Origin of the sequence: Pseudomonas chlororaphis subsp. chlororaphis (assembly GCF_003945765.1) — a bacterium.
Classification (GTDB): Bacteria; Pseudomonadota; Gammaproteobacteria; order Pseudomonadales; family Pseudomonadaceae; genus Aquipseudomonas; species Aquipseudomonas chlororaphis.
The window spans coordinates 1,112,618-1,127,296 of sequence record NZ_CP027712.1 but is presented as its reverse complement, the minus strand read 5'-3'; the positions used below and the strand labels follow the sequence as shown (position 1 = coordinate 1,127,296).

Annotated in this window: 12 protein-coding genes; 6 read left to right on the top strand and 6 right to left on the bottom strand. The window is 66.0% G+C overall.

The genetic code is table 11. The features are described from left to right. Positions 1-51: 51 nt before the first annotated feature. Positions 52-1,563, bottom strand: a complete 1,512-nt coding sequence (locus C4K27_RS04980) for an efflux transporter outer membrane subunit (RefSeq protein WP_053259697.1) — start codon at positions 1,561-1,563, stop codon at positions 52-54. Positions 1,564-1,825: 262 nt separating this feature from the next. Here C4K27_RS04980 and C4K27_RS04975 point away from each other — a divergent pair, with 262 nt between their 5' ends. Then, a complete protein-coding gene (locus C4K27_RS04975) occupies positions 1,826-2,794 on the top strand; it encodes a LysR family transcriptional regulator (RefSeq protein ID WP_007930066.1) in 969 nt (322 codons plus the stop codon). A 244-nt stretch (positions 2,795-3,038) separates the two neighbouring features. Continuing rightward, a complete protein-coding gene (locus tag C4K27_RS04970) occupies positions 3,039-4,013 on the top strand; it encodes a 2-hydroxyacid dehydrogenase (RefSeq protein WP_053259696.1) in 975 nt (324 codons plus the stop codon). A 200-nt stretch (positions 4,014-4,213) separates the two neighbouring features. Here the strand turns inward: C4K27_RS04970 and C4K27_RS04965 are convergent, their stop codons facing one another. Beyond that, positions 4,214-5,185, bottom strand: coding sequence for a DMT family transporter (locus tag C4K27_RS04965; protein ID WP_053259695.1), 972 nt, complete (start codon positions 5,183-5,185; stop codon positions 4,214-4,216). Positions 5,186-5,445: 260 nt separating this feature from the next. On the opposite strand from C4K27_RS04965, the gene C4K27_RS04960 reads away from it, so the two are divergent. After that, positions 5,446-6,321: a helix-turn-helix domain-containing protein gene (locus tag C4K27_RS04960; RefSeq protein ID WP_053259694.1), complete on the top strand. Its 876-nt coding sequence runs from the start codon at positions 5,446-5,448 to the stop codon at positions 6,319-6,321. Positions 6,322-6,454: 133 nt separating this feature from the next. Here the strand turns inward: C4K27_RS04960 and dacB are convergent, their stop codons facing one another. The 4 genes from dacB to C4K27_RS04940 form a co-directional block, all read right to left on the bottom strand. Further along, positions 6,455-7,903, bottom strand: coding sequence for a D-alanyl-D-alanine carboxypeptidase/D-alanyl-D-alanine endopeptidase (gene dacB / locus C4K27_RS04955; RefSeq protein ID WP_053259693.1), 1,449 nt, complete (start codon positions 7,901-7,903; stop codon positions 6,455-6,457). A 140-nt stretch (positions 7,904-8,043) separates the two neighbouring features. Next, positions 8,044-8,367: a DUF3325 domain-containing protein gene (locus C4K27_RS04950; RefSeq protein ID WP_053259692.1), complete on the bottom strand. Its 324-nt coding sequence runs from the start codon at positions 8,365-8,367 to the stop codon at positions 8,044-8,046. Continuing rightward, entirely contained in the window at positions 8,368-9,942 is a 1,575-nt protein-coding gene (locus tag C4K27_RS04945) for a PepSY-associated TM helix domain-containing protein (RefSeq protein ID WP_053259691.1), read from the bottom strand. After that, on the bottom strand, positions 9,939-10,244 hold the full coding sequence (locus C4K27_RS04940; protein ID WP_053260044.1) for a DUF3649 domain-containing protein: 306 nt from the start codon (positions 10,242-10,244) through the stop codon (positions 9,939-9,941). The genes C4K27_RS04945 and C4K27_RS04940 overlap by 4 nt, the downstream gene beginning before the upstream one ends. Positions 10,245-10,464: 220 nt before the next feature. On the opposite strand from C4K27_RS04940, the gene C4K27_RS04935 reads away from it, so the two are divergent. From C4K27_RS04935 to fecA, 3 genes are all read left to right on the top strand, one after another. Then, complete coding sequence (locus tag C4K27_RS04935; protein WP_053259690.1) at positions 10,465-10,953, top strand: sigma-70 family RNA polymerase sigma factor; 489 nt, start codon at positions 10,465-10,467, stop codon at positions 10,951-10,953. Continuing rightward, complete coding sequence (locus tag C4K27_RS04930) at positions 10,950-11,915, top strand: FecR domain-containing protein (RefSeq protein ID WP_053259689.1); 966 nt, start codon at positions 10,950-10,952, stop codon at positions 11,913-11,915. Before C4K27_RS04935 ends, C4K27_RS04930 begins: the two co-directional genes overlap by 4 nt. Positions 11,916-12,158: 243 nt before the next feature. Further along, the gene (gene fecA / locus C4K27_RS04925; protein ID WP_053259688.1) at positions 12,159-14,519 is read left to right on the top strand and encodes a TonB-dependent Fe(3+) dicitrate receptor FecA; all 2,361 of its coding nucleotides are present in this window, start codon (positions 12,159-12,161) and stop codon (positions 14,517-14,519) included. Positions 14,520-14,679 lie beyond the last annotated feature (160 nt).

Sequence of the window (14,679 nt, the reverse complement as noted above, 5' to 3'; positions counted from 1 at the left end):
GATCAGCACTTGGGGGTCGGCTCTTGGGGGTTGGCTTTTAATGATCAGCTTTTAATGGTCAAAGATGGCCAGCGCCGCCGGGGTCTTGCTCGGTTGGGTCCGGCTGTCCTCGGGCACATCGCGCCCCGCCTCCAGGCCGCCGCCCAGGGCCGTCACCAGCTCGGCATGGGCGCTCAGGCGCGCGGCCTGGACCTGCTGCTGGATCTGCTGCTGGTGGAACAGCATGCCCTGGGCATTGAGCACATTGAGGTAGTCGGTGAGGCCGCGCTGGAAGGCGACCATGGCGATGTCGTAGGTCTTCTGCGCCGACGCCACCGACTCGGCGGCGAACTCGGCCTGCTTGTCCATGGACTCGCGGCGGATCAACTGGTCGGAGATGTTCTTCAGGGCGTTGACCAGGGTCTGGTTGTAGTGGGCCACGGCGATGTCATAACCGGCCGCGGCCTCGCCCAGCTCGGCGCGCAGGCGGCCGCCGTCGAAGATCGGCAGGCTGATGGCCGGGCCGACGTTGTAGTTGAGCTTCTTGCCGGTGAGGAACTCCAGCGCCCCGCCGCCGGTGGCCATGTAGCCGAGGCTGCCCACCAGGTCGACGTTGGGGTAGAAGCCGGCGTGGGCGACATCGATGCCGCGGGCCTGGGCCGCCACCTGCCAGCGGCTGGCGACCACGTCCGGGCGCTGGCCAAGCAGTTCGGCGGGCAGGGCCGACGGCAGTTTCAGCGGCGCGGCCAGGGACAGGCTCGGCCGTTGCAACTGCGCGCCCGCCCCCGGTCCCTTGCCGGCCAGGGCAGCGATCTGGTTGCGACCCAGGGCGATTTCTTCGTCCAGGGCGTCCAGCTGGCGATGGGTTTCCGGCAGCGGAGTCTGCGCCTGGCTGACTTCGAAGTGGGTGCCGATGCCGCCGGCCAGGCGCTTTTGCGCCAGTTCGAGGATCTGTTCCTGCTGCTTCAGAGTGGCGAGGACGATGTCGCGCTGGGCGTATTGCAGCGACAGCTGGATATAGGCGCGCACGACATTGTTCTGCAGTTCCAGCTGGGCCAGGCGCGCCTCGGCGGCGCTCATGTGCGCCAGGTCCACGGCACGCTCGCTGGCATTGCTTTCCCGACCCCAGAGGTCGAGGGCGTAGCTGAAGCCGAGCGCGGCGTTGTTGTCCCAGGTGGTGCTGTTGGCCAGTTCGCCCGGGCCGTAGAACTGGTCGGTGGGCCAGTTGTGGCGCTTGAGGGTGGCGTCGCCCTTGATCTGCAGCGACTCGGCCGACTCGGCGATGCCGGCCATGGCACGCGCCTGGCGCACCCGGGCGGCGGCCATGGCCATGCTCGGGCTGCCCTGCACGGCCAGGGTCACCCAGTGGTTCAGCTGCGCATCGCCATAGGCCTGCCACCATTGGGCGGCGGGCCAGCGGGCGTCGCGCGCGGCGCTCTGGATCGCCTCGTCGGTGGCCAGTGTATTGGCCGGTAGTGCCTTGCCCTGTGGGGCAATGCCCCCGGTTCCGATGCAGCCGCTGATTGCTAACGATAAAGCCCAAACACTGAGAGTCTTCAGCTCTCTGCTGATGCGACGCGGCACTGCTGCGAATTCCTGAAATAGGGAGAAGGCGGATCCCTGTAGGAGCGAGCTTGCTCGCGAGACGGTGTCACTGAGCCACCGCATTGCACGTGCTCCGGCAGCCGGCCCCTACAGATCGGCGCAATTCTAGGCGGCGGGCTTTACGGCGATAAGCTGGGATTCCTGTGAATCTTTATTACCGTTCGCGCGATAATCCCTTGGTGCAATAGCCAACAATCTGTTACTTCGTGTCACAATTTGCCATCTCCCCAGAGAGCACCCCATGGACACTTTGCAAAACATGCGTGCCTTCAGCTGTGTCGCCGAAGCCGGCAGCTTCACCGCTGCCGCCGTCCAGCTCGACACCACCACGGCGAATGTCTCGCGCGCGGTCTCCAATCTGGAGGCCCATCTGCAAACCCGCTTGCTCAACCGCACCACTCGCCGCATCGCGCTCACGGAGGCCGGCAAGCGCTACCTGCTGCGCTGCGAGCAGATCCTGGCCTACGTCGAAGAAGCCGAGGCCGAGGCCAGCGATGCCCACGCGCGGCCGTCCGGGCAGTTGAAAGTGCACACCATGACCGGCATCGGCCAGCACTATGTGATCGACGCCATCGCCCGGTACCGCAAGTCGCACCCGGACGTGACCTTCGACCTGACCCTGGCCAACCGCGTGCCGGACCTGCTGGACGAGGGTTACGACGTGTCCATCGTGCTGGCCAGCGAGCTGCCGGACTCGGGTTTCGTCTCCCAGCGCCTGGGCATCACCTACAGCATCGTCTGCGCCTCGCCGGCCTACGTGAAAGCCAACGGCTGCCCGAGCAGCCCCAGCGACCTGTCGAACCACGCCTGCCTGCGCCTGGTGAGCCCGGTGATCGCCCTGGACAAGTGGCTGTTCGACGGCCCCGAGGGCCAGGAAGGGGTCACCCTCAACGGCTCGCCGTTCCTGGTGAACTCCGCCGACGCGCTGAAAACCGCGATCACCAGCGGCATGGGCCTGGGCGTGCTGCCGGTGTATGCGGCCATCGAGGGCCTGCGCAACGGTACCCTGGTGCGGGTCATGCCCAAGTACCGCTCCCAGGAGCTGAACCTGTACGCCATCTACCCGTCGCGCCAGTACCTGGACGCCAAGATCAAGACCTGGGTCGAGTACCTGCGCAACACCCTGCCGGAGATTCTCGCCGCCCATCAGGCGGAGCTGACGGCCTATGAACTGAGCGGCGGACTCAGCGGCGTGCGCCTGGCCCCTTGAGCCAAGCCCTTCGGGGCTTTGTCATGCTTCCCCCATCCCTGTAGCCGCTGCCGCAGGCTGCGATAAGGCCGAAGGCCTTCGGCGATCTCAAGAGCACGTCTCCTGCGGAGCCGATCGCAGCCTTCGGCAGCGGCTACATTCCCAGAACCTTCTCGCCCCCACGGCCTGCCGCAGCCGCTACAAAAAGCCCGTGGGGAATGTTAGCTTGCTTGGCATTCTCCTCTGCCTGACGAGCTTTCCCGCGATGAAAAAGACCGTACTTGCCTTCAGCCGCATCACTCCGGACATGATCGAGCGCCTGCGCCAGGACTTCGAGGTGATAGTGCCCAACCCCAAGCAGGGCGACATCGGCGCGCAATTCAACGAAGCCCTGCCCCACGCCCACGGTCTGATCGGCGTCGGTCGCAAGCTGGGCCGCGCGCAACTGGAAAACGCCAGCCGGCTGGAAGTGGTCTCCAGCGTCTCGGTGGGCTACGACAACTATGACCTGGCCTACTTCAACGAACGCGGGATCATGCTCACCAACACCCCGGACGTGCTCACCGAAAGCACCGCCGACCTGGCCTTCGCCCTGCTGATGAGCAGCGCCCGGCGCGTCGCCGAACTGGACGCCTGGACCAAGGCCGGGCAATGGCAGGCCAGCGTCGGCGCACCGCTGTTCGGTTGCGATGTGCATGGCAAGACCCTGGGCATCGTCGGCATGGGCAACATCGGCGCGGCCATCGCCCGACGCGGTCGCCTGGGCTTCAACATGCCGGTGATCTACAGCGGCAACAGCCGCAAGGCCGCGCTGGAACAGGAGCTGGGCGCGCAGCTGCGTAGCCTCGAGCAGTTGCTGGCCGAAGCGGATTTCGTCTGCCTGGTGGTGCCGTTGAGCGAAAAGACCAAGCACCTGATCAGCCACCGCGAACTGGCGCTGATGAAGCCGGGCGCGATCCTGGTGAACATCTCCCGCGGCCCGGTGGTGGACGAGCCGGCGCTGATCGAAGCCCTGCAGAACGGCACCATTCGCGGCGCCGGCCTGGACGTCTACGAGAAGGAACCGCTGGCCGAGTCGCCGCTGTTCCAGCTGAAAAACGCCGTGACCCTGCCGCACATCGGCTCGGCCACCCATGAAACCCGCGACGCCATGGCCAACCGCGCCCTGGCCAACCTGCGCAGCGCCCTGCTCGGCGAGCGCCCACAGGACCTGGTCAACCCGCAGGTGTGGAAAGGCTGATACCCGCGCTGTCCTCTGTAGGAGCGGCCGGCCGACGCTCGATTGCCCGCTCCAGGAACCACGCGCTGTGCCTGAGGTGCCGCCATCGCGAGCAAGCTTCGCTCCTACAGAAGCCCTGCCGCCCATACACCCTGTAGCCGCTGCCGAGCTTGCGAGGCTGCGAAAAGGTCCGCAGGACCTTCAGCGATAGACCTGCAGAATCAGGTCGCCTGGTTTTGCGACGGCTGCGCCGCCGTTCGCAGCCTCGCAGGCTCGGCAGCGGCTACAGATTCAGATTCAAATCCGGATGCAGATGCAGGCACAAGTCTGGGCTTGCGGAACACCAGCACGTTGCCCAGCATCACCAGGACCAGCCCGGCCAGCGCCGGGGCGGTCCACTGGTAACCTTCGGCGAAGGCCGAGACATTCAGCGCCACCACCGGGAACAGCACGGTGCAGTAGGCCGCCCGCTCCGGGCCCATGCGGCCGACCAGGGTCAGGTAGGCGGTGAAGCCGATCACCGACCCCGGGATCACCAGATACAGCAACGAGCCGATGTAGCGCGCGTTCCACTCCATATCGAAAGGGATGCCCTTGACCAGGCAATAGCCCGCCAGCATCGCCGCGCCATAGGCCATGCCCCAGGCGTTGGTGGTCAGCGGCCTGAGGCCGGCTTTCTGCTGCAGGCTGGAAAGCATGTTGCCCGCCGAGAAACACAAGGTGCCCAACAGCGCCAGGCCCAGGCCGAGCAGGGTTTGCGGGCTGGCGCTATGCCCCGCCAGTTCCGGCCAGAACAGCAGGCCCAGCCCCAGCAGCCCCAACGCCCCGCCCAGCAGTACGTTGCGGGCGATCTTCTGGGCGAAGAACACCCGGGCATTCAGGGCGTTCCACAGGGTCGCCGTGGAAAACACCACCGCCACCAGGCCGCTGGGAATCCACTGGCTGGCGTGCAGGAAGCACATGAAGTTGATACAGAACAGGCACAGCCCCTGGGCCAGGCAGATCAGGTGCCCGCGGCGGTTCATCACCTGCAGCTTGCGGCTGAGCAGCAGCATGACGAACAGCACCAGGGCCGCCAGGGCGAAGCGATAGACGATGGACACCGGAATCGCCACCACCCCAAGCTGCCACTTGAGGGCAATCCAGGTGGTGCCCCAGATCAGGACGGTGAGCAGATAAAGCGAGAGGTTCATGGCGCGGGACTCCTGTGCAGGGCAACCCAGTCTCAGGCCATTGCGTGCCCTGGCGCTTGCATAAACTTGCGCTTTTGTCGGTTGCCGGGCTGGCAGCGCGCCGCCCACGGAGTAGGATGCAGAACATCGTGTAGCCGCTGCCGACAGGCTGCGATCGGCTCCGCAGGAGACGTGCCCTTGAGATCGCTGAAGGCCTTCGGCCTTATCGCAGCCTATCGGCAGCGGCTACAGAATGCCGTTCAATTTCAGACCTGACCGCCATGCCCGCACTGGAAACCCTGCAAGTCTTTCAAGCCCTGAACCGCTCGCCCAATGCTCGCCTGGAGCACAGCGCCGAGCTCGGTGACGGCCTGGCCGCAGCCTTGTGGAGCAACCATCACGACGCCCAGGACTACGAAGCGCCGAGCCATCACACCCTGTCGTGCTACATCGCCGGCGGCACCGGGACCTTTCGCCGCGGCCAGCCAGGGACCAAGGGCGGCCCGGACAAGCTGTGCATCCTGCCCGCCGAGCACCAGTCTGCCTGGGTGATCAATGGCGGGATCCGCCTGGCCCACCTGTATTTCAGCCCGGAACAATTCGCCCTGGGCTGCGTGACCCTGCTGGACCGCGAACCCCGCGAGCTGCAATTGCAGGAAACCACCTTCCTCGACGACCCGCAGCAGGCCCAGCGTTTTCGGCAACTGATCCAGCTGAACTGGGACGAACCCGGCGAGCGCCTGCTGACCAGCAGCCTGGCCCACGAGATGCTCAGCCATGCCCTGCTGACCCAGGTCGGCCAGCGCCAGGGCCTGCGCCTCAAGGGCGGGCTGGCGGCGCATCAGCGTCGGCAACTGGTGGAATACATCGACAGCCAACTGGCCGAGCCGATCAGCCTCGGGCAACTGGCCGCGCGCTGCGCCTTGTCGGAATACCACTTCGCGCGGATGTTCCGCGCAAGCTTCGGCCTGCCACCCCATCAATACCTGCTGGCGCGACGCCTGAAGCATGCCCGCGACCTGCTGCGCGGCACCCGCCTGCCCCTGGGCGAGATTGCCCTGGCCTGCGGCTTCGCCAGCGCCAGCCACTTCACCAACCGCTTTCGCCAGGCCCTGGGTGGCACGCCCGGGGAATATCGCCAGGCGTTTCTCGGCTGACGGCGAGTGATCGGCAGGCGTACCGCGTCGCACCTTTTCGCGGGCAAGCCTCGCTCCTACGAACGCGGCGCCTGTAGGAGCGAGGCTTGCCCGCGAAGACGGTGTATCGGTTACCCTCCGTCGTTCCAGGCTTTTACTGCAACAGCACCCGCGTCACCCGGTCTTCCAGGGCCTTGATCTGCGCGCCGTCGGCACGGTAGTTGTTCGACAGCATCACCAGCACCAACCGGCGACCATCGGCCGCTCGCAGATACCCGGACAGCGACGACACGCCCTGCATCGAGCCGGTCTTGGCGTGCAGGTTATCCACAGCCCCGGTGCCTTGCAGGCGATAACGCAGGGTGCCGCCGGTCATGCGCTGGGCATCGCCAGCCACCGGCAGCGCCGCGTACCAGGTGGCGAACCAGGGCTGCTTGCGCGCCACCAGCAACAGGTCGCTGAGGCTCTGGCTGGAAATCTGGTTACGCCGCGACAGCCCGGAACCGTCCACCTGCACCAATCCTTGCGGGCTCAGGCCCTGGCGCCGCAGGAAGCCCTCGATGGCCGCCACCCCGGCAGCGGCGGTGCCGGCATTGGCGGTCTTGCGGCCCATGGCCTTGAGCAGCACCTCGGACATGTTGTTGTTCGACAGCTTGAGCAAGGGCGTGATCAGGCCCGCCAGCGGCATCGACGAGTGGCTGGCCAGCACCCGGGCCGCGGGCGCCGTGGGCTGGCCGAGGCGCACCTGGCCCTGCACCATCACGCCCTGCTCGGCCAGGACCTGCTGGAACACGTCCGCCACCAGCCGGGTCGGCTCCCACACGCTGACCCAGTTGCGCCGCGACTGCCCCGGCGGCAAGGCGCCACTGACCAGCAGCAGATTGCTGCCATGCTCACGGCCGACCTGCAGGCTGTCTGCCGCCCCGACCCGGCCCTGGTTGCGCAGGCTCATCAGCCGGTTTTCCGGGCTGACGCGCACCGCCAGCGGCGCTCCTGGCACCGTCGGGGCCGTTACCGCAACCAGTACGCTGCCGGCGTCGAAGTCGTCGTTGGGGGAGATATTGAGCGCGGAAATCTGCGCCGCGTAATACAGGCTTTCATCGTCGCTGGCCCAGTCGACGCCGAGCCGCTGGTCATCGAAGGCGGTGTCGTCGAGCACCAGGTCACCCGCGACCTGACGAATGCCGGTACGCGCCACCGCCGCCGCCAGCTCCTGATAATCCTTGGCCTGCATGCTCGGGTCGCCAGAGCCGCGCAGGTAGAGATTGCCGTGCAGCCGCTCGCCCTGTTGCGCACCGTCGCCCAGCACCGCGGTGGCGAAACGGTAGTCGGGGCCGAGGACGTCCAGCGCGGCGGCGGTGGTCAGCAGCTTGAGGCTCGAAGCCGGGATCAGGCGGCTGTCGGGGTTGTGCTGATACAAGGCCGCACCGCTCTCGGCATCGCGCACCGTCAGCGATACCGTAGCGCCCTGGAGCGCCGGGTCGGCCAGGACCTGATCCAGGTTGGCGGCGTACCGGGCGCCGGGATGACTGGCGCAAGCCGCCAGCGACAAGGCCAGGAACAACCCCAGCCCGCGAGTGTAAAAACGATGTACTGAACCCATGAGAAAGGTATTTCCTTGATGACCTCGAACCCACCGCCGACAGCCTTGCGGCTGCGGCGGGCGCCCAGATAACGATTGGCGAGGGGCGCGTGTCAACGAACAATCGCAGCCGACGCCTCAGGCCGGGCGTTGCGCAGCGCTCATTGCGCCAACGCGGCCAGCGGGCTGACCAGCAACCCCAGCCCGGCCGCCAGCAGCGCCAGACGCGGCTGATAGGGCAACAACAGCACCAGCGACAAGGCGCTGAGCATCAAGGCCGCGCACCACTGCACCAAGCCGAAAGCCCAACCGGCCGCCGCGATCGCCGCCCACAGCGAACCCGCCAGCAGCAACCAGCCGCCGAAGCGCAGGCCACTGCGGCGCCAGGCCGTGGGTTTGTAGCCCAGGAGTTCGGCGTGGTGACGGTCCATCGACAGGCACAACCCGGCAAACCCGGGGTAACACAGCAGCAGCGCCAGGAGCATTCAATTCACCTCGGTTTCAAGGGTGGTCCGTCGCGAGCGGGCGGCAACGGCAGGCTGGGCGACAGGACGCGACATCTTCCAGGCCGCCCAGGCCAGGAACAGCCCCGCCACCAGGCAGGTCAGGTCGAACCCGGCCCGGACCCAGTCGCCGTGCACCAGGAAACCATCCAGCACATCGGGCACCGTCAGCGCATCGAGCAGCGGCACACTGGCCAGCAGCAACGCCGCCGCGCCCAACTGCTCGACCCAGGCCTTGCGCCCGCGACGCAGCGCGGCGTGCAGCAGGCTCAGGCCCCAGACGATAAAGAAGCTGTTCACTTCCCAGTCCGCCCGCCCGGCGAGGCTCACCGGCAACAGGCGGTTGGCCCAGAAGAAGGCGGCGACAGCCAGCACCAGGCCGGACATGCTGGCGATGTTCAGCACTTCCACCAGCCGCAACTCGAAGGGCGTCACGCCGCTCTTGGCATGCTTGAGCTGGCGCTTGCCGAGCCAGATCACCAGCCCGGTGCCGATCATCGCGGTGGCGGCCAGGCCGCAGATAAAGTACAGCCAGCGCAGCAGCGGCCCGGCGAAGAGGCCCATGTGCAGCCCGTAGAAACCGCCTCGAATAGCAACGATCGGCGACTGCGGCGGGGCAACCTGCAGCAGCTTGCCACTGACGCCGTCGAACGAAACCGCACTGCCAAAATCGCGAACCACCTGATCGCCACCGTGGCGCATGACATTCACCGAGGCATGGGCATCCCCGGGATTGTTCACCGTGATACGCCCCACGCGGCCGCCCGGCCACTGCTCGCGGGCCTGCTGCAACAACGGTTCGAGCTGCACCAGCGGCGCCGGCCGGCCCGCGGCCGGTGCGTTGCTGGTGGCGGGAAACGCCTCATTGAACAGTGCCCGGCTGTCTTCGCCGTAGGTGGCCAGGATGCTCGCCGGCATGACCATCGACATGAAGATCACCAGGCTGCTGTAGGTGATCATCAGGTGGAACGGCAGCACCAGCACACCCACCGCATTGTGCCCGTCGAGCCAGGAGCGCTGGCCCTTGCGAGGGCGGAAGGTAAAGAAGTCCTTGAAGATTTTCTTGTGGATGATGATGCCGCTGATCAAGGCGACGAACATCAGCATGGCCGCCGCGGTGGACAGCCAGCGGCCCCAGGGATAGGGCATCTGCAACTGGAAATGGAAGCGGTAGAAGAATTCGCCGCCGCGGGTATCGCGGGCCTGCAGCTCGGCGCCGGTGGCCGGGTCCAGCAGTTTCTGGGTAAAGGCGCCGCGCTCGCCGGGCTTGCCCGGAAATTGCCACATCACCGACAACACCGGCTCGCGGGCGTCGGGCAAGTTGATGAACCAGCGCGAGGCGCCCTGGGCGTGCTGCTGCAAGTAGCTCTGGGCGAGGATCACGCTGGTCTCGTTGCTGACCGAGCGCGATGGCACTTCGGGCTGCATCCAATGGCTGATTTCATCCTTGAAGTAGGCCAGGGTGCCAGTCAGGAAAATCGCCAGCAGCAGCCAGCCGAATACCAGTCCGACCCAAGTGTGCAACCAGGCCATGGACTGGCGAAATCCCTCCTTCATGAGAGATTCATCCAATACGCCAACGCAGAAATCGCCGCCAACACCAGCGCCGGCAGCAGCAACCCGAACCAGGCCTGCCAGGCCGTGCGGCAGGCAAAGCACCAGAGCACCGCCACCAGGTAGAACAGGAAGGACGCCATCATGCCGCCGAATACCGCATCGGCGCGGGACACAGGGAGCAGCAGGGTCAGGCAAATGCTGGACAACGCCGCCAGCAGGTAACCGCCAAACACCGCGGCCAGCACCCGCGAAGTCACGGCCAGACGATAGGAAAAAGGGATCGCAGCAACTTTGCTTTTCATGTTTCGACCTTGAAACCAGGACAGCCCGGCATTGGCAAATACCTCACGCGGGCTCAAGTCGACGCAATATTAATGATAAATATTCTCATGTGCAAAAAATCACCAATCCACCGAGGGCTCTTCCGTCGGTCCGGGTTGATTGCCCAATGCCATGCCCGGCCACTACAATGCGAACAATTCTTGTTCTCTTAAGCATTTTCATGCTGCCGGAGCGTTCGGCTTGGCTCACTCCTCTACCGTCGAAGTCCTCTATCACGCCCATCACAGCTGGCTGAACGGCTGGTTGCGGCGTCGGCTCGGCTGCCCCGACAGCGCCGCCGACCTGGCCCAGGACACCTTCATGCGGGTGCTCAGCGCCCGGGAAACGCCGTCGATCGTCGAGCCACGGGCGTTCCTCACCACCATCGCCAAACGGGTGCTGTGCAACCACTATCGGCGCCAGGACCTGGAACGGGCCTACCTCGACACGCTGGCGCAGATGCCGGAACTGCTGGCGCCGTCCGAGGAGGACAAGGCGATCATCCTGCAGACCCTGATGGAGCTGGACCAGTTGCTCGACGGTTTGCCACGCCTGGTGAAACGCGCGTTCCTGCTGGCCCAGGTCGATGGCCTGAAACACGGCGAGATCGCCCGCGAGCTGGGGGTTTCCATCGCCACGGTCAAGCGCCACCTGCACAAGGCAGCCCTGCGCTGCTACTTCGCCCTATGAACGCTGCACTCCCCCGCCCGCCGGACATCGGCGCCCAGGTCGCCGAACAGGCTGTGCACTGGCTGCTCGAAATGCAGGCGGGGCCGCTCAGCCCGCGCCAGCAACTGGCCTGGCAGCAGTGGCACGACGCCCACAGCGAACATCAACGGGCCTGGGAACATATCCAGCGGGTCAACCAGCGGCTGCGCGGCCTGTCTTCGCCCCTGGCCCATGCCGCGCTCAACGCGCCGAAGTCCTCCAGCCGGCGCCAGGCGCTGAAACTGCTGCTGATCCTCGGCGCCGGTTCCGCCACGGCCTGGGGCTTGCGCGAACACAATCCGCTGACCCCGCTGATGGCCGACTACCGCAGCCCGGTGGGCCAGCGGCGCACGCTGCAACTGAGCGACGGCAGCCAGCTGCAGCTCAATACCGACAGCGCGGTGGACGTGAGTTTCGATGGCCAGCAACGGCTGATCCGGCTGTTGGCCGGGGAGATCCTGCTGACCGCCGCGACTGACCGCCGGCCGCTGCTGATCCAGAGCGCCCACGGCCTGCTGCGCCCGCAAGGCGCACGCTTGAACCTGCGCCAGTTCAGCCAGCGCACCCAGCTGGCGGTGTTCGAGGGCAACGTCAGCCTCAGCCCATCGGATTATTCGGCAGCGCCATTGCAGGTAAGCAAGGGGCAACAATTGAGCTTCACCCGCAGCGCCTGGGACAACCCGCGGCCGCTGGACGCCGGCAGCGGCGCCTGGAGCGAGGGCATGCTGGTGGCCGCCCATATGCGCCTGGCGGACTTCCTCGACGAGTTGGGCCGCTATCGTCGCGGCCAGCTCAACTGCGATCCACGGGTCGCCGACCTGCTGATCTCCGGCAGTTACCCACTGGACGACAGCGAACGGATCCTCGACCTGCTGGAAATCAGCCTGCCGGTGAAAGTCCGGCGCTTCACCCGTTATTGGGTCACGGTCGAGGCCCGCGCCTGAAACCTATCGCCTCTGTAGCCGCTGCCGCAGGCTGCGATAAGGTCCGAAGGACCTTCTGCGCCCGCCGGATCGCCGCGACCGTTCCGGTCGATCGCAGCCTTCGGCAGCGGCTACAAATCAGCGTCGATTCAATGTTTTTTCCGACGTGCGAATTATTTTCATTTTGTGTGAGCCGTTTTCCAGCACTCGCGTGACAGAGAAGGAAAGCCCCCTTTGACTGCAACCTTCTCAGGATCGATGTCCATGCCCCAGCGCCCCACTCGCCTTACGCCCCTTGCCCGTACCCTGCGCCAGTTGCTGCTGGGCGCCAGCCTGAGCTTTTCCGCCCTGCCGCTGGCCATCGCCGCCGACGGCCCGACGCGCGATTACCACATCGCGGCGGCGTCGCTGGAAAACGCCCTGAACCAGTTCGGCCGTGAAGCCGGTGTGCTGATTTCCTTCGGCTCCCAGGTCACCAGCGGCGTGCAAAGCCAGGGCCTGGAAGGCCGCTACACCACCGAAGAAGGTCTGAATGCCTTGCTCAAGGGCACCGGCCTGCAAGCCCGCGCCGAAGGCGGCAATGCCTTCAGCCTGCAACCGGTGAGCGCCGAGGGCGCACCGGCGGCCCTGGAGCTGGGCGCCTCCAGCGTGGTCGGCGACTGGCTGGGCGACGCGGCGCAGAGCAACGTCTTCGAACACCCGGGTGCGCGGGACGTGATCCGCCGCGAAGAATTCGAACGCCAGGGCGCGACCCAGGCCCGCGACGTGCTCAACCGCATCCCCGGGGTCAACGCCCCGGAAAACAACGGCACCGGCAGCCACGACATGGCGCTGAACTTCGGCATTCGCGGGCTCAATCCGCGCCTGGCCTCGCGCTCCACGGTACTGATGGACGGCATTCCGGTGCCCTTCGCGCCCTATGGCCAGCCGCAGCTGTCCTTCGCCCCGGTCAGCATGGGCAACATGGACGCGGTGGATGTGGTGCGTGGCGGTGGCGCGGTGCGTTACGGCCCGCAGAACGTCGGCGGCATCGTCAACTTCGTGACCCGCGCCATTCCCGATGCGCCCACGGTCAAGGGCGGCTTCCAGACCGAGACCAGCCCGTCCTCCAGCCACGACGGTTTCAAGACCACCGGCAACCTGCTGGCCGGCGGCACCGCCGACAACGGCCTGGGCGGCGCCCTGCTGTACTCCGGCACCCGTGGCGGTGACTGGCGCGAACACAGCGACACGCAAATCGACGACCTGATCCTCAAGGGCCATTACCAGCTCGACGACGCCAACAGCTTCAACGCCATGGCCCAGTACTACGAGGGCGAGGCCGACATGCCCGGCGGCCTGAACGTCGCCGACTACAAGGCCGATCCCTATCAGTCGACCCGCCCGTATGACAAGTTCTGGGGCCGCCGCACGCTGATCAACTTCGGTTATCGCTACCAGGAAGATCGTCGCGAATTCACCGTCAACAGCTTCTTCACCAAGACCCTGCGCAGCGGCTACCTGGACCAGGGCAGCTTCCTGTCGCTGTCACCGCGCGAATACTGGGTGCGCGGCGTCGAAACCCGCTTCGCCCAAGGCTTCGACCTGGGGCCGACCAGCCATGAGCTGGGCATCGGCTACCGCTACATCAACGAGGCCGGCCACGAGTTGCGCTACCGCACGCCGATCAGCGCCAACCAGCAACTGCCGAGCACCAGCAGCCGCAACGACCGCGATACCCGCGGCGGCACCGAGGCCAATGCATTCTTCGTCGACGACCGCATCGACATCGGCAAGTGGACCCTCACCCCGGGCATCCGCTACGAGATGATCGAGTCCCAGCAGACCAACAACCTGACCAACGTCAAATACAAGGGCGACTACAACACCGCGCTGCCGGCGCTGAACGTGATGTACCACCTGACCGACAGCTGGAACCTCTACGCCAACACCGAGGGTTCGTTCGGCAGCGTGCAGTACAGCCAGATGCCCAACCGCGTGAGCAGCGGCGAAGTGAAACCGGAGAAGGCCCGCACCTGGGAACTGGGTACCCGCTATGACGACGGCGCCCTGCGGGCGGAGATCGGCGCGTTCCTGATCAACTTCGACAACCAGTACGACAGCAACCAGACCAACGACTCGGTGATCGCCCGCGGCGAAACCCGTCACCAGGGCATCGAGACCAGCGTCAATTACGCGCTGGACGGCCTGAGCCCGGCACTGGCCGGTTTCGATCTGTACGCCACCTACGCCTACGTTGACGCCACCATCCGTGAGGACGGGCCGAACAAGGGCAACCGTGTGCCGTTCTCGTCCAAGCACAAGGGCACCCTCGGCATTGGCTACACCGAAGGGCCGTGGAAGCTGAACTTCGACAGCAGCTACCAGAGCAGCCAGTTCGCCGACAACGCCAACACCTGGGCCGAAAGCGCCGACGGCAGCACCGGGCGGATTCCCGGCTACATGCTGTTCAGCAGCCGCGCCGCCTACGACTTCGGCCCGCAACTGTCGGACCTGAGCGTGGCGGTCGGGGTGAAGAACATCTTCAACCACCAGTACTTCACCCGCTCGTTCGACGACAACAACAAAGGCAAGTACGTGGGCGAACCGCGGACCCTGTACGTACAGACCTCCGTGGCGTTCTGATCGACGGCCACCGCCTGGCAGTAGGAGCGAAGCTTGCTCGCGATAGCGTCCGGCCTGACACACCGCGGCGTCTTCATCGCCGGCAAGTCGGATCGCCGCCCGCTCGCTCCTGCAGAAACGTGGCGCACAAAAAAGGGCCTGCAATTGCAGGCCCTGTCTG

Excerpts from the sequence above, each read along its gene's own strand:
- C4K27_RS04930 (WP_053259689.1), top strand. The coding sequence starts at position 10,950 with ATGAACGCTGCACTCCCCCGCCCGCCGGACATCGGCGCCCAGGTCGCC.
- C4K27_RS04975 (WP_007930066.1), top strand. The coding sequence starts at position 1,826 with ATGGACACTTTGCAAAACATGCGTGCCTTCAGCTGTGTCGCCGAAGCC.
- C4K27_RS04950 (WP_053259692.1), bottom strand. The coding sequence starts at position 8,367 with ATGCTCCTGGCGCTGCTGCTGTGTTACCCCGGGTTTGCCGGGTTGTGC.
- C4K27_RS04965 (WP_053259695.1), bottom strand. The coding sequence starts at position 5,185 with ATGAACCTCTCGCTTTATCTGCTCACCGTCCTGATCTGGGGCACCACC.
- C4K27_RS04960 (WP_053259694.1), top strand. The coding sequence starts at position 5,446 with ATGCCCGCACTGGAAACCCTGCAAGTCTTTCAAGCCCTGAACCGCTCG.
- fecA (WP_053259688.1), top strand. The coding sequence starts at position 12,159 with ATGCCCCAGCGCCCCACTCGCCTTACGCCCCTTGCCCGTACCCTGCGC.
- C4K27_RS04970 (WP_053259696.1), top strand. The coding sequence starts at position 3,039 with ATGAAAAAGACCGTACTTGCCTTCAGCCGCATCACTCCGGACATGATC.
- dacB (WP_053259693.1), bottom strand. The coding sequence starts at position 7,903 with ATGGGTTCAGTACATCGTTTTTACACTCGCGGGCTGGGGTTGTTCCTG.
- C4K27_RS04940 (WP_053260044.1), bottom strand. The coding sequence starts at position 10,244 with ATGAAAAGCAAAGTTGCTGCGATCCCTTTTTCCTATCGTCTGGCCGTG.
- C4K27_RS04945 (WP_053259691.1), bottom strand. The coding sequence starts at position 9,942 with ATGAAGGAGGGATTTCGCCAGTCCATGGCCTGGTTGCACACTTGGGTC.